Origin of the sequence: Polyangium fumosum (assembly GCF_005144585.1) — a bacterium.
In the GTDB taxonomy this organism is placed as follows: domain Bacteria; phylum Myxococcota_A; class Polyangia; order Polyangiales; family Polyangiaceae; genus Polyangium; species Polyangium fumosum.
Genome location: NZ_SSMQ01000002.1, coordinates 104,026 through 118,250, shown reverse-complemented (window position 1 = coordinate 118,250; position 14,225 = coordinate 104,026). Strand labels below are relative to the sequence as shown.

Genomic DNA, 14,225 nt, shown 5'->3' with positions numbered 1-14,225 from the left:
GGGGTCTGCTAGGCATCTTTTTGTCGAGCCGCTTCGAGCCCAGGAGAGCCCCATGAAATCGTCGTACCTGCTCCTCGTCCTTCTCGCCTCCTCCACCGCCCTGCTCAATGGCTGCGTGCTCTCGGAGGAGGAGAATCCGTTTGACGCCGAAGATTTCGATGTGGGGCTCGAGACGGCCGGATATGGGGGATACGATCCTCCGTTCGGCAGCAATGGCTACGGCCCCCCGTGTTTCTGGGACTCCGGCTCGCAGCAAGCGCTGCGCGACCTCGGCAAAGTGGCGCTCACGTCCGGCGCGAGCGGGAAGCTGCCCGCCCTGCCGACGCTGCTCGCGTCCTGCCGCGAGGTCCTGAAGAACGCGGTCGAGTGCGCGCTGAACGCGTCGCAGTCCGTGGACGATCCCGTCAATGGATTGACCTACCAGGGGCATTGGGGGCTCGCGGATGAGTGGTATTACGGCGGGCTCACCACGGACGGTAAGCGCTGGGTGACCGCGTGTATGGTGCAGCGGCTCAACGTCCTCGGCGCGCACGTCGATATCCTCCTCGAAGGCAATCACCCGCGGATCGTCGAGAACCTCGCGAACGACGCGACGTACGATTTCGAGGAGTCGAGCGCCTACGGGAACCTGTTCGACTCGCGCGCCACCATCGTCCCCGGCCGGCCGGCGTTTTCTGCGTACGTCTGCTCCGAGCTCGAGCAGATTCAACAATGCCCGGCCTCGGGCGGCTTGCCCTGGATCGATCACCGGATCTGCGATCAGGCCGGGAATAGCTGCGGCCTCGTGTACCTTGGCGCGTGCCAGACCGCCTGCATTCCGAATGGCCCTGCCGGTGAATACTGGTCGTGCAAGCCGTCGGGCGCCATTCTCTACAACCCGCACACGATCCGGGTGCAGCTCAAGGACCCGACCTCCTGCTTCTGATCGGACGTGGCGCTAGCGGCCTACCAGGAGAAACGCCGCGATCCCGAGGACCACGAGCGTGATCGCAGCCGCCGCGAGCCTCGCTCGTCCCGCGCGGGCTCGCGCGGTCTTGACCGTCTCCGCCGACCGCTCCGTCTTCGCCGACGCCACCAGCGGATTCGCGGCGTGTGTCGCGACAATCTTCCGTTCTTCCTCGGTCACGCCGACGAGCGCCTCTTGCCGCAGGGAAAACCCCTCGGGCAGGAGCGGGCGAAGCGCGTCGCGCATCGCCTCCACGCTGGGAAATCGGTCCTCGCGGGCGTGCGCCGTCGCCTTCTCGACGAACCGCGTGATCTCGGCCGGCACCCAGGGCGCGCTCTCGGCGAGCGGCGGCGGCGGCTGCGTCGTGATCGCATAAAGCAGCTCGACCAGCGATTTGACGTGCGCGTGCGGCGGCGCCCCCGCGAGCATCGCGTAGAGCGTCACGCCCATCGAATACACGTCGCATCGGGCGTCGACTTTCTTCGGACTCTCGATCTGCTCGGGCGCCATGTAGAGCGGCGTGCCGATGACCTGCCCGCTCTGCGTCATCGATACGGCCGGCGCCGTGAGCGCGCCGCCCGCGCCCATCGCCTCGGGCGTGCGCCGGATTTTTGCCACGCCGAAATCGAGGAGTTTTACGGTGACCTCGCCGTCCCCGCCCCGCGCGAGAAAAAGGTTTTCGGGCTTGATGTCGCGGTGGATGACGCTCACCGCGTGCGCTGCCGCGAGCCCCTCGCAAGCCTGCGCCAGGATCCGCAGCGCGACGTCGGGGCGGAGCGGGCCCACGCGTCCGAGGAGCGCGCGCACGTCCTCCCCGTCGAGCAACTCCATGACCTGGAACGGCACGCCGCTCTCGGGATCGTGATCCACCGCGATGGCCGCGACGACGTGCGGCGAGTCGAGGGAGCCGGCGATCCGCGCCTCCTGCTCGAAGCGGAGCAGGTCCGGGTCGTCGGGGGCGAACGGGCGCACGTGCAGCCACTTGATCGCCACGCGCTCTCCGGTCTTCGTGCTCCTCGCCTCGTAGACGGTCCCCATGCCGCCTTGACCCAGCACGCGGACGATCTCGTAGTCGGTGAGGAGCTGCCGACCAATCATCCGGGGGCATGGTACGCGGCGCCCGACGAAGAGCAACTGCTTCGGCGCGAGCAGGCGCGTCCGTTCGTGATACCGTGCCCGCACCATGAGCAAGGAACCGCACGCGAAGGAGACGGTGGCCCTCGTCGTTCGCCCGCGCGAGTGCGCCATCGGCCGCTTTCGCCTCCAGGTCACGGCGGGGCCCGATCGAGGCGTCGAGCGCGTCTCGGATGGCGCCGAGCTCTCCGTGGGCACGGCCGCCGGCAACCACCTCGTCCTGACCGACGGCGCCGTCTCGCGTCACCATTGCGCGATCACCGTGACGGACCGCGGGTTTCTCGTGCGCGACCTCGGCAGCCGCAACGGCACGCGGGTCACAGGCTTCCGCGTGGAAGGCGCCTACCTCGGCCCGGGCGCGGTGCTCGGCATCGGCAAATCGACGCTGCGCTTCGATCCGCTGCCGGACGAGATCGTCGAGCCGCTCGCCGACGAGGAGCGTTATGGCCGGATCCTCGGCCAGAGCATGGCGATGCGCAGGCTTTTTGCGGCGCTGCCGCGGATCGCCGCCTCGGATTCGACGGTGCTCATCGAGGGCGAGACCGGCACGGGCAAGGGGCTGCTCGCCGAGGTGATCCATCAAAAGAGCCCACGCGCGCAGGGGCCCTTCGTCGTGATCGATTGCAGCTCGATCCCGCCGACGTTGATCGAGGCCGAGCTCTTCGGCTACATGCGCGGGGCGTTCACGACGGCGCTGCAATCGCGCGCGGGCGCGTTCGAGGCGGCCGCGGGCGGGACGGTGTTTCTGGACGAGCTCGGCGAGCTGCCGATCGACATGCAGCCGAAGCTGCTCCGGGCCCTCGAAGAGCGGGTCGTGCGGAGGATCGGGAGCCTCGACCCGGTCAAGCTCGACGTGCGGGTGATCGCCGCGACGAACCGTGACCTTCGGCAGGAGGTGAACCGCGGGACGTTCCGTTCGGATCTCTACTATCGGCTGAACATCGTGCGGATTCGATTGCCGCCGCTGCGGGAGCGGCGCGAGGACATCCCGCCGCTCGTCGCACATTTCTATGAGCAATTCGCGCGGTCGGGCGATCCGCTGCCGCCGGCCGAGCTCGTAGCGGCATTCACGAAGCAGGATTGGCCGGGGAACGTGCGGGAATTGCGCGCGGCGGTGGAGCGAGCGATCCTGATGGAGGACGAGGCGCTCTGGTTCGAGGCGACGCTCGGCGCGGCGCCCGGATCGGAGCCCAAGACGGCGGCGCCGCCTTCGGCCGATTACGATGAAGATCTCGCGCTCGGCTCGTTCCGGGCCGCGAAGGAGCGGGCCGTCGCGCGGTGGGAGCGCGGGTACATCGAGACGCTGGTGCGGCAGAGCGGGGGCAATCTGTCCCGCGCGGCGCGCTCGGCGCACATGGATCGGAACCACCTGCGGGAGCTTTTGCGGCGGCACGGGATATCGGCCACGGAGGAGTGACGCCGCGCCGGGGAGAATGCAAGACAGAGAGGAGGATGCGGCATGGGGATCAACGTCAACAACGTGCGCGCCACCCCGACGCGGGTGGGGGGATTTAATGGATCCGCGTTCGTGCCCGTGATCAACGGGCAGCATCGGCGGTTCACGTGGGGCACTTGCCGGGTGAACCTGGCCCCGGCCGTGGCGAACGGCGTGAACTGCCTGAGCCCCGCGGGCGCGGCCCTGGGTGACACGATTTTCCTCCCCTACTTGCAGGACGGGATCTGCTCGGTGCGGCTGCCGGACGCGGGCAACGCGACGGCGAACGGGGTCAACTCGTTCCTCACGGCCGATATGTCGGGATGCAAGGTCTTCATCGACCGCGTCACCGGAAGCAACGATCTCATCGTGTATCACGCGAACAACGTGTCGAACTCGCCGCCCGGCAATGCGGGCGCGCTGAACCCCGTCCTGCAGCTCCCGGCCTGCACGATGACCCTGGCGCAACTCCACGCCACGGCCGCGGGCCATTATCCGGCATTAGCCGCACCCCACACCGCGGTCCCCGTGGTGGCGACGGAGATCTCGAAGCCGATCTACAACATCGGCGCGGCGGCCGAGGTACAACGCAAGACGACGCAGGGGCGCACGAACGTGGAGTTTCTCGGGGGGACCGTCGTGTTCGGCGTGGTGGCCGGCGCGAGCTGGGAGTTTTATTACCAGACCTGGGGAAGCACGAGTTACACGCGCCCGAGGACTGCGCCGCTGCGCCTGTTCTCGGGAGCCCAGCACGATCCGATGAACTCCCATAACTGGAAGGTGCTGGGGTTCGCCAGATTTTTCTGAGCGTTATCGTTCCAGAAAGAAAAACCGCGGGTCGTTCGGGAAAGGCGAGCGCGGGAGATCCTGGCCTTCGAGCGCTTGTCTCGTGGCGACGACGCCTCGCACCGGGCCGGGTGACCACGCGGGGACGTCGAGGAGGCCGCCGGGCAGGATCGTGCCGGCCTCGCTCGTGTGGAGGGCGCCGACGTGCGCGACGATGCCGAGGTCGGCAGGTTGTCCAGACAAGGGGCCCGTGAGGACCCGGCGATAGGCCCGGACACACGCTTCGAGCACGCGCCGGGCGAGCGGCGCATCGGGCGGGGTGGGCGAGACGGCGAGCAGGTTTGTCGCGGTCTCCCGGGAGAGCACGAGGCCGGCCGCGGTGAGCTCGGCGGAGACGAGGGGCAGGCTCGTTTCGAGGGCCGTGAGGAGCGCCTCGTCGCCGTCCGCGAGCGCAGCCGGATCGGCGCGGAGCGAGACGGAGACGGCCATGGAGGGGCGGACGGAGGCGGCGTGGGGCGTCGGGGGTTGCGGGCTCGTCGCGGCGCCGCGCGCGGTCCGGAGTGCCCGGACGAACTCCGGCGCGGAGGCGTAGCGGCCCGCGGGATCGCGGCAAAGCGCGCGGAGGAGAGGTTCGTCGAGCGCGGGATCGACGGGCGCACGTTCGCTCGGGCGGGGCGGGCGCGCGTGGAGGTGAATCTGCCGGACGACGGCGGTGGCCTGATCGCCGAACGGAGGTTTTCCCGTGAGCATGGCGAATGCGAGCGCGCCGAGGGCATAGACGTCCGCCCGGGTGTCGAGGGTTTGCCCGAGCACCTGCTCCGGCGCCATGAACGGGAGGGTGCCGAGCGTCGCGCGCGAGGCGGTGAGCGAGGGGCCGGCGCTGTCGAGGAGCTTGGCGACGCCGAAATCGAGGAGGACGACGCGGCCCTCGGCGCGGCCTTCGGCGAGGAAGACGTTCGAGGGCTTGATGTCGCGGTGGACGATGCCACGCGCGTGCGCGGCGGCGAGCGCGTCCGCGAGGGGTTCGAGGATGCCGAGGACCTCGTCGATCGGGAGCCTGCCGGCCGCGGCGAGGCGCGCGTCGAGGCTCTGGCCGGTGAGGAGTTCCATGGCGAAATAGGGGCGCCCGTCGGCGAGGCGACCGAATTCGTGGACGCGGACGACGTTCGGGTGCGGGAGTTCGAAGATGATCGCCGCCTCGCGCTCGAAGCGCAGGATCGCCGTGGGATCGGCGAAGAGCTCGGCGTGCATGACCTTCACCGCGGCGGCGCGGCCCGTGGGCGCGTGCGTCGCGCGGGCGACGAACCCGAAGCCGCCGCGGGCGATCACCGATTCGAGCCGATACGGGCCGGCATGAAGCTCGCTGCCAAGATCCGTCGAATCCAATCTACTTCGCACGGTACATCCTAGATCCCGTTCGGGCCTTCGTCGGGCACGGCGACATCGATGTGCTCCATCGAGACGCCGAGCGATTCGGCCTTTTTCGCCTCGCTTTTTCGCTTCGCCTCGAAGAGCCGGAGGCCTTTTTCGGTCACCATGCCGACGGGCGGCGCGTCCGGCGGGCGCATTTCCTCGGAGGACGCGCGAGGTTTTTCCTCGCCCGACCCACGCGCGGCGGCGAGCCTCACCTCGAAATCCTTTTTCCACGCGTGCAGGTTGCGCAGCGGATAACTCGGGTCGCTCGGGTCGGTGATGATCGTCTCGACGACGGCGTCCATGGAGACGAAGACGGGCGAGAGCTCTTCCGGGTCGTAGGCCGCGCCGCGGTCGAAGAGGCCGCCGCAGATCGGGCGGAGCGTGCAATGGGCGCAGGCCGGCGCGTAGATGTGCTCCCAATCGGTCTGGCGGACGGTCTGCTTGTTGTCGAGGAAATGCACGATGCGCTCTTCGCCCTTGACGATTTTGCGGGTCTCGGTGCTCGCCCAGGCAAACTCGGTCATGTAGCAGAGCGGGACCTTTTCCACGCGGAACGTGCGGCCAGAGGCGTGGAGCTTGCGCATCGCGCGCTGGAGGGAGACCTCGAAATCGGCGAGGCGCGGCGTGAACTGCGCCTGGTTCACCTCGGCCCGGCCCATCGACGGGTCGAGGTTGTTCCAAACGAAATGGCGCACGTAAGGGTGATGCTCGATCCAGTGATCGATGTTCTCGTCGAGGTGATCGGCGTTCAGTTTGTTGATGACGCAGTTGATGTTGATCTCGATCCCATGGTCATGCGCGTTGCGCACGGCCGCGAACGCCTTCTCCAGCGTGCCGTCCGTGCCGCGGAGGATCGCCTCCACGTCCGGGCGCACCGAATACACCGAGACGTGCACGAGCCGGACGCCCGCCTCGGCCAGGCTCCGCGCGAATTCAGGGTCCGCGAGCCGTGAGCCGTTTGTGATCATCCGCACGTGGAGGCCTTGCGCGGAGGCATACGCCGCGATGCGCGGAAGCTCCGGGTGCAGCGTGGGCTCGCCGCCCGTGAGGATGACCCCGAAATACCCGCGCTTCACCAGATCGTCGACGAGCACCTTCATCGTGTCGAAGGTGTGCACGTAGGGCGTCGTGGGGTTCGAACAGAACCCGCAAAAATGGTTGCAATGCCGGACGACCTGGATGTAGCCGATGTTCGCCAAGCGAGATCTCCCGGCTGTCGGGATGTAGAAGTTGGCAGGAGCCGGCGCGCCGCGAGGACGAGGGCCGCTCTGCATCGTACGGGAGGCGCTCGGGGGCGGCAACGGAGGGGAGAAGCGACGAGCCTCCGGTCTGCTACGTTCTCCGCCGTGGAGCACGACGTCCCGGTTGCCTTGCTCGCCCAGCTCCGTTCCACCTGGGAAGCCGAGATCCGTCCCTCCGCGCGCCGCGCGCTGGTCGCGCTCGCCGCAGCCCTGTTGATCGGGCTCGCGCACCTCGCCCGCCGAGGGACCCCAGCCGTACGAGCGACCGTCGCCGCGCTGCTCGCCGCGTTCTGCGTGTTCCTCGTGGTCCGCGCGATCGTGCTGCACCGGCGCCGGCAAGATCCGAGGCGCACGATCCAGGAGACGATCGGCCCGACGGACCCGGAGCTCGCCGCGGCGACGGTGCGAGGTCTCGGGCTCGTGGAGCAGACGGCGAAGGACGCGACGCGCGGGTCGGCGTCGCTCGCGCGCTTGCACCTCGCGCGTCTGCTCAGCCGCGCGTCGACGGAGCGCATCGCGGAGCGCGCGTCGGTCGCGGCGCGGAGGTGGTCCGTCGCAGGGCTCGTGTTCGCGCTCGTGGCCGTGTTCGGCGCGGCGATCGAGCAACGCGTGGTCGAAGGGCTCGACGTGCTCGTGGCGCGAAACGGCGAGGCGCCGCTGCCGCTCTCGTACCTCGAGAACGTGGACATCGTCGCGAAGCCGCCCGAGTACCTGCACCAGCACGGCCGGGTGATCGACACGTTCGAGGCGACGTCGTTGCCGCGCGGGACGATGCTCACCGTGCACGGGCATCCGACGTACCCGAGCCGCACGCTCGTGCTGACGGACGGCAAGGTCGAGGTGCCGTTCGCGTTCGACGGCGGGGGCGGCGTGGTGGCGCGGTGGGAGCTCGGCGAGTCGGCGACGCTGCGGATCGCGGCGCGCTTCGGCGACGTGCGCATCGCGCAGGCCGACGAGCAAGAGGTGACGTCGATCCCGGACCTCGCGCCGAAGGTGCTGGTCGAGGAGGCGCCGCGCACGGTGCGGATGCTCGACGAGCCGGAGATCGTCGTGTCGTACGAGGCGACGGACGATCACGGCCTGCGCGAGGTGGATCTCGTGTACCGCTCGGGCGGGCGCGAGGCGCGGCGCGTGCTGTCGCGGCCGCAGGGCGATCTGAAGTCGGATCGAGGTTCGCACCGGATCGTCTTCGGCGGCGACGCGTTCTTCAAGCGCAACTTCCTGCCCGTGGAGATCACGGTCGAGGCGCGCGACAACGATCCGATCGTCGGGCCGAAGTGGGGCAAGAGCGCGGCGATCGTGGTGATCCCGCCGCAGGTCGGCGAGCCGGAGGCGATCCGGTACGAGGCGCTCGTGCGAGCGCGCGACGCGCTGACGGACCTCGTCGCGATGCGGCTCGTGGAGGACACGCCGAAGGGCAAGCAGAACGCCGATCACGTGAAGAAGGAGCGCGAGGCGCAAGAGAAGGCGCTCGGCGTGGTCGAGGAGGCGCTCTCCGGGACGTACGGCGGTCTGCGGTTCCCGCGTCGCGCGCTCGCGCTCGCGCGGGGGCAGCTCCGCAGGCTGGAAGTCGCGCTCGCGGAGGAGCAGAAGCAGCCGTCGGCCGCGACGCACCAGAAGCTCGTCGAGGAGAGCGAGGAGGTGCTGCTCGCGATCGACGCGGCCGCGCGCTCGCTCGGGACGTCGGATACACGCCGCGTGGCGAAGCGGCTCGCGACGGTCGCGGACGAGGCCGCGGAGGCGACGGCTGTCGCCGCAGGGCAACGCGGGAGCGAAGCGGCGAACGGCGTGGCGCGGCTCGACGCGGCGGTGACGGTGCTCGACGGGGGAGGGAAGCAACTCTTGCGGCTCGGGCAGCTCGGGCTGGATCTCGGCGAGATCGTGGCGAACGGGCTGCGGCGGATCGATCGGGCGCGGAAGGCGAACGATCTGTTCCACGCGGAACTGGCGGCGCGCGACCTCGCGGCGCGGCTGCGAAATCCCGATCCGTCGTTCGCGGGCGGAGGCGGAAGCGGAAGCGGGAGCGGCACGGAGTCGGCCGCGGGCGGGGGCGGGACGGGGGATGGGGATCCTTCGAGCGCGGACGACGCGGCGGAGGCCGGCGAGCAGGAGCTGGAAGACCTGATCCGCGAGCACGCGAACGAGCTTGAAGATGTGGAGCAGGCGCTCGAGCGCGCGTTCTCGCAGGACGAGCTCGACGAGCTGAAGGACGAGGCGAAGAAGCACGCCGAGGCGATCCGCGAGTCGATCAAGAATCTTCCGAGGCGCGCGGGCGAGCCGGGCTCGGCGACGGCCGCGGGCAAACAGGCGCGTGACCTCGCCGAGTCGATGGCGGACGCGCTGGAGCAAGGGCGGCCGCGCGACGCAGTGCAGAGCGGCAAGGAGGCGCTGCGCGCGCTCGAAGACGCGAAGAAGCGCGGGCAAGACGCCGATCAATGGGACATGGGCGAGCAGAGCGCCGGTCGCGAGGCGGACCGCGCGCGGCCGGGCCTCGCCGAGGAGCTCGCGTGGGCGGAGCAGGCGCTCGAAAAGCTACGCAAATCGGCCGCGGAGCGCGCGAAGGGCGATCTGGAGAAGAGCGGCAAGCGCGAGGCGCAGATGGCCGAACGCGCGCGCAAGCTCGGGGAGAAGGGCGCGTCGGGTGACGGCAGCCTGCCCGAGGAGACGCTCGATTTGCTCGACCGCGCCGAGAAGAGCATGCGCGACGCCGAGCGCGCGCTCGCCGAGGGCGACGGCGATGCGGGGCTCGAACATCAGCAGAACGCGCAGCGGCTCCTGGAGATGGCGCGCGGCGAGCGGAACAACGAGGAGAACGAGAGCAACCAGGAGCGGCCCGAGTCGAGCGACGGGCGGTCGATGGCGAAGAAGGCGGACATCCCGGGCAAAGAAGGCCACAAGGGCCCCGACGCGTTCCGCAAGCGCGTGCTCGAAGGGCTCGGCGGCTCGTCGGATCCGCTGTTGAAGGAAGCCGTGAAGCGCTACGCGGAGGGGCTCCTGCGATGAGGTCGGTCGCGATGCGGAAGGTTTTCATGGGCGCGCTCGCGGTCGTGACGTCGATGAGCGTCGCGGTGTCGAGCGAGGCGTACGTGCCGCTGCTCGGTGATCTCGATCGGGCGCGGCGCGCGCGGGAAGCGACGCTGGAGCTCGACGTGGCGGCAGCGCGCAAGATCCTGGACGGCGCGGACACGTCGGACACGGCGCTCGCGCTCGAAACCGCGCGCCTTCGGCTCTACGAGGGCGACTGCGACGGGGCCGTGGCCGTGCTCTCGCGGCCGGACCTGACGAACCGGCCGGAGGCGATGGACCTCGGCGACGTGTCGCGCGGATGCGCGCGCGCGACGGCGGGGACGTTGACGGTGCGCGACGATGAGCGCGGCGTCGTCGTGCGGCTGCAGGACGACGAGGATCGCGCGCTCGTGCCGTTGATCGTCGACGTGGCGCTGCGGGCGCGCGAGAACCTGGCGAAGGACCTCGGCGTGGAGCTGCCCTTGCCGATGCGGATCGATCTCGTGCGAGATCAGTTCACGCTCGCGGCGATGACGGGTTTGCCCGAGGAGGCGGCGCAGACGACGGGCACGGTGGCCGTGGCGAAGTGGGGGCGCGTGACGATGCTCTCGCCGCGCGCCATGTCGAACGGCTACGCGTGGCTCGACACGCTGGCGCACGAGCTGACGCACCTCGCGCTCACGCGCGGCACGCGCGACAAGGCGCCGCTCTGGCTGCAGGAGGGCGTGGCGAAGCGGCAAGAGGTACGGTGGCGCGAGAAGGAGCCGCTCGACGATTTCCCGCCGGTCGACGTGGTCGCGCGCGTGGGCCTCGACAAGGGGCTCGGCGTGGAGCTCGACAAGATCGGGCCGTCCATCGCGATGCTGCCGTCGGCGGAGCAGGCGCAGGTGGCGTTCGCCGAAGTGGCGAGCTTCGTGCGGTACTGGGCGCGCGAAGCAGGAGACGAGGCGCTGCCGCAGCTCGTGGTGCGGCTCAAGGCGGCCGAGAGCTCGAAGGACTTCGAGCAGGCGATCGCCGAGGTGAGCGCCGCAGACTTCCAGACGTGGGTGAAGCGCTGGCGCGCGCACATCACGGGCCTGCCGAAGGACCTGCCGCAGGAGCTCGAGCCTGGCGCGATGCCGGCGAACGTGAAGGAGATCGCGCGGCGCATTCGTCTCGGCGAGCTTTTGCAGGGGCGCGGGCACGCGCGCGCGGCGTCGATCGAGCGAGCGCGCGCGCACGCGCTCATCCCGCACGAGGCCTCCGTGCGATGCCACCTCGCGGAGTCGCTGCTCGCGATGGGCGACACGCAGAACGCAGCGCCGCTCGTGGAGCGCATCGACGACGTGTTCAACCGCTTCGGGCGGTGGCACTCGCTGAACGGGCTCCTGCACCCGGACCCGAGTGATCTCGATCGCCCGTTCCGCTTCGGCATCGCGCTCGATCCGCTCGAGCCTGCGGTGGCGTGCGAGGAGAAGGCCGCGCCGGAGCTCCCGAAGGATGCGATCCGCGCGGCGATCTGCGAGGCCGCGCGCCGCATGCCTCGCTAGAGCGTTTGATCAGTCGTCGTCGCCGCGGCTCTGCGAGCCGCCGAGGAGCGAGTCCGGCCCGCGCGAGGACGGGCCTCCGCCGTGGCGGCGCGAGAGGGCGCGCGCGATCGTGTTTCGACCAACGCCGAGCCTGCGCGCGGCCTCGGTCTTGTTGCCGTCACACGCGGCCACGACCGAGCCGACGTACCGCTCGATCGCGTCGTCGAGCGAGAGGTGGAGCGGCAGGCGGACCTCCTCCTCGCGTCCGTCGGAGATCGTCGTCGGGCGCCTGCGCTGGGGCAGGTGCGAAGGCGTGATGCGTCCGTCGGGCGCGAGGGCGATCGCGCTCTCGATCCAGTGCTCGAGCTCGCGCACGTTGCCCGGCCAGGTGTGGCTGCCGATGGCCAGGAGCGCGGCCGGATCAAACGTGGGGCTCGGCCGGCCGTAGCGCTGCGCGTAGACGTCGGCGAAGTGCCGCGTGAGCGCCTCGATCTCCTCACGCCCGCGCGTTCGAAGCGGCGGCAGCTCGATCTCCACGACACGCACGCGGTAGTAGAGGTCCTCGCGGAAGCGGCCCTCGGCGACGGCGGTCTCCAGGTCGCGGTGCGTCGCGCACACGACGCGCACGTCGCCGCGCATCGTGTTCCGTCCGCCGACCCGCTCGAACGTACGATCTTGAAGGAATCGGAGGAGCTTGCCCTGGATGTCGAGCGGCAGGTCGCCGAGCTCGTCGAGGAACAAGGTGCCGCCTTCGGCGAGCTCGACCTTGCCCGGGACACGCCGATCGGCGCCGGTGAACGCGCCACGCTCGTGGCCGAAGAGCTCGCTCTCGACGAGCTGCGCGGGCAGGGTCGTGCAGTCGACCGTGACGAACGGGCGCGCCTGGCGCCGCGAGTTCACATGGATGGCGCGGGCGAACAGGCCCTTGCCGGTGCCCGTCTCGCCACGCAGAAGCACCGTCGCGTCGGTCTGCGCGGCGAGCTGGATCTTCTCGTAGACGGCCGTGATCGGGGCGCTGCGGCCGACGATGCGGTTGAAGGGCCCTTGCAGCACGAGGCCGGGGTTTCCCCCGTCGGCCGCGCGCAGCGTGGTCATCGTGAACGCGCGGGCGAGCTGGCTCGCGAGCGCGACGAGGTAGCGCTCCTCCTCCTCGTCGAAGCTGCCGCCGCCCTGCTTGTTGAGGAGCTGCACCACGCCGCGCACCGGCGCGCGCGCCTCCTCGCGGATCGGCGCGACCAGCATCGAGCGCGTCGTGTAGCCCGTGGCCCGGTCCGCCGTCGGATCGAAGCGCGCGTCGGTCGAGGCGTCGTCGACGCGCACGACTTCACCCGTGCGAGCCACGTACCCCGCGATGCCGCGGCCGAGCGGGAGCCTCAACGCGGGCAGCTCGGGCAGGAGCGCCACGCGCGTCACGAGGTCGCCTTGCTCGGCGTCGACGAGCCAGATCGTCGCGCGGTCGGCGAACATCGCCTGCGCGAGGCGTTCGCACGCGGTGCCGAGGAGCGCGTCGAGGTCGACCTCGCGCGCGAGGAGCGATGCGAGGTCGACGAGGAGAGAGAGGCGCGACATGGAGCCTGGGGCAAGCTCGAGCATAAGGTGCCACGCCGCCGCCGTCACCATCGATGGCTCGTCCCGGACACGGAGCGCGGGAAGGCCCATCAGGCTGCCCTGGCGACGGAGTCGAGGCCGATGACCATGCCCTCGCGTGCGGCGACGGCGTTCGGGAAGAGCTCGCGCGTCTTCTCTTCGAGGTCCGCGACCCCCGCGTCCGAGCGGCGCGGGTCGTGGTGGAAGAGCACGTACTGCCCGACGCCCGCGGCCTTCGCGAGCTCCACGCCGGCCACGTACGTCGAGTGGCCCCAACCGACCTTCGAGTTGCCCGGCGCCGTGCCGCGGTACTCGTCGGGCGAGTACTGCGAGTCGTAGATCAGGACGTCGGCGCCCCGCGCGAGCGCGTAGAGCTCGGGGTCGATACACGCGAAGTGCTCGGTGTCCGTCGCGTACACGACGCTCCGGCCGTTCCAGTCGAGGCGGTAGGCGAACGAGCCGCCCGGGTGGTTCTGCCGCGCCACGCGCACGACGACGTCGTTGATCTGGAAGCGCTCGCCGCTGCGGACCTCGCGCCAGTCGATCTTCGCGCCGAGCTGGTCGAGCCGCACGGGGAACACCGGCGCCGTCATCTGGTAGGCGAGCGCGTCGCGCAGCGACATCACGCCGTTCGCGCTGCCGATCACCTGGATCTGCGAAGACGGCACGTACGCCGGGACGAAGAAGGGGATGCCCTGGATGTGGTCCCAGTGGACGTGCGAGAGGAGCAGCGACGCCTCGACCGACCCCTCGCGCAGGAGCTTGTCGCCGAGCGCGCGGATGCCCGTGCCCGCGTCGAGGATGATCTTCGTCGAGCCGCAGCGGACCTCGACGCAGCTCGTGTTGCCGCCGACGCCGATCGTGTCCGGACCCGGAGAAGCAATGCTGCCGCGAACACCCCAGAACGTGATCTCCATGTGATGCCTCCTCGTCGTTGCCTTCGACGCTTCCCCTCTGCGAGAGGCGTGCCGACCCGAAATCCCGCTCTTTTCCCGCGGATCACGAGGAGAGGCCTCCGTCACTGCACCAAGACCGAGCGGCGCCGCGCCAAAACGGATCGCCCCCGCCCGCGGCGCCCATCGACGGGCGCCCGTCGACGTTGACGAGGCGGAGACAGCCCGTCATGTTGGTCCAAACACACGCGCGCCTCACGAACCAGACGTCCG

Annotated in this window: 10 protein-coding genes; 5 read left to right on the top strand and 5 right to left on the bottom strand. The window is 70.1% G+C overall.

Annotated elements, in window-relative coordinates:
• The first annotated feature begins 52 nt into the window (after positions 1 to 52).
• Positions 53 to 925, top strand: coding sequence for a hypothetical protein (locus E8A74_RS02470; RefSeq protein ID WP_136927272.1), 873 nt, complete (start codon positions 53 to 55; stop codon positions 923 to 925).
• 12 nt (positions 926 to 937) lie between these two features.
• On the opposite strand, the gene E8A74_RS02465 is transcribed toward E8A74_RS02470, so the two are convergent.
• Positions 938 to 2,044, bottom strand: coding sequence for a serine/threonine-protein kinase (locus E8A74_RS02465; RefSeq protein ID WP_170228795.1), 1,107 nt, complete (start codon positions 2,042 to 2,044; stop codon positions 938 to 940).
• Between the two features lie 85 nt (positions 2,045 to 2,129).
• Here E8A74_RS02465 and E8A74_RS02460 point away from each other — a divergent pair, with 85 nt between their 5' ends.
• Both E8A74_RS02460 and E8A74_RS02455 read left to right on the top strand, forming a co-directional pair.
• A complete protein-coding gene (locus tag E8A74_RS02460) occupies positions 2,130 to 3,497 on the top strand; it encodes a sigma 54-interacting transcriptional regulator (protein WP_136927270.1) in 1,368 nt (455 codons plus the stop codon).
• Between the two features lie 42 nt (positions 3,498 to 3,539).
• A complete protein-coding gene (locus tag E8A74_RS02455) occupies positions 3,540 to 4,322 on the top strand; it encodes a hypothetical protein (protein WP_136927269.1) in 783 nt (260 codons plus the stop codon).
• A 3-nt stretch (positions 4,323 to 4,325) separates the two neighbouring features.
• Here the strand turns inward: E8A74_RS02455 and E8A74_RS51780 are convergent, their stop codons facing one another.
• Positions 4,326 to 5,699: a serine/threonine-protein kinase gene (locus tag E8A74_RS51780; protein ID WP_170228794.1), complete on the bottom strand. Its 1,374-nt coding sequence runs from the start codon at positions 5,697 to 5,699 to the stop codon at positions 4,326 to 4,328.
• Between the two features lie 8 nt (positions 5,700 to 5,707).
• Positions 5,708 to 6,916 (bottom strand): radical SAM protein, encoded by a 1,209-nt coding sequence (locus E8A74_RS02445; protein WP_170228793.1) that lies wholly within the window; start codon positions 6,914 to 6,916, stop codon positions 5,708 to 5,710.
• A gap of 147 nt (positions 6,917 to 7,063) precedes the next feature.
• Here E8A74_RS02445 and E8A74_RS02440 point away from each other — a divergent pair, with 147 nt between their 5' ends.
• Positions 7,064 to 9,961 (top strand): DUF4175 family protein, encoded by a 2,898-nt coding sequence (locus E8A74_RS02440; RefSeq protein WP_136927266.1) that lies wholly within the window; start codon positions 7,064 to 7,066, stop codon positions 9,959 to 9,961.
• An 11-nt stretch (positions 9,962 to 9,972) separates the two neighbouring features.
• Positions 9,973 to 11,493 (top strand): hypothetical protein, encoded by a 1,521-nt coding sequence (locus tag E8A74_RS02435; protein WP_136927265.1) that lies wholly within the window; start codon positions 9,973 to 9,975, stop codon positions 11,491 to 11,493.
• Positions 11,494 to 11,502: 9 nt separating this feature from the next.
• Here the strand turns inward: E8A74_RS02435 and E8A74_RS02430 are convergent, their stop codons facing one another.
• Both E8A74_RS02430 and E8A74_RS02425 read right to left on the bottom strand, forming a co-directional pair.
• Positions 11,503 to 13,041, bottom strand: coding sequence for a sigma-54-dependent Fis family transcriptional regulator (locus tag E8A74_RS02430; protein WP_136927264.1), 1,539 nt, complete (start codon positions 13,039 to 13,041; stop codon positions 11,503 to 11,505).
• Between the two features lie 89 nt (positions 13,042 to 13,130).
• Complete coding sequence (locus tag E8A74_RS02425) at positions 13,131 to 13,976, bottom strand: MBL fold metallo-hydrolase (RefSeq protein ID WP_136927263.1); 846 nt, start codon at positions 13,974 to 13,976, stop codon at positions 13,131 to 13,133.
• Between the last annotated feature and the right edge of the window lie 249 nt (positions 13,977 to 14,225).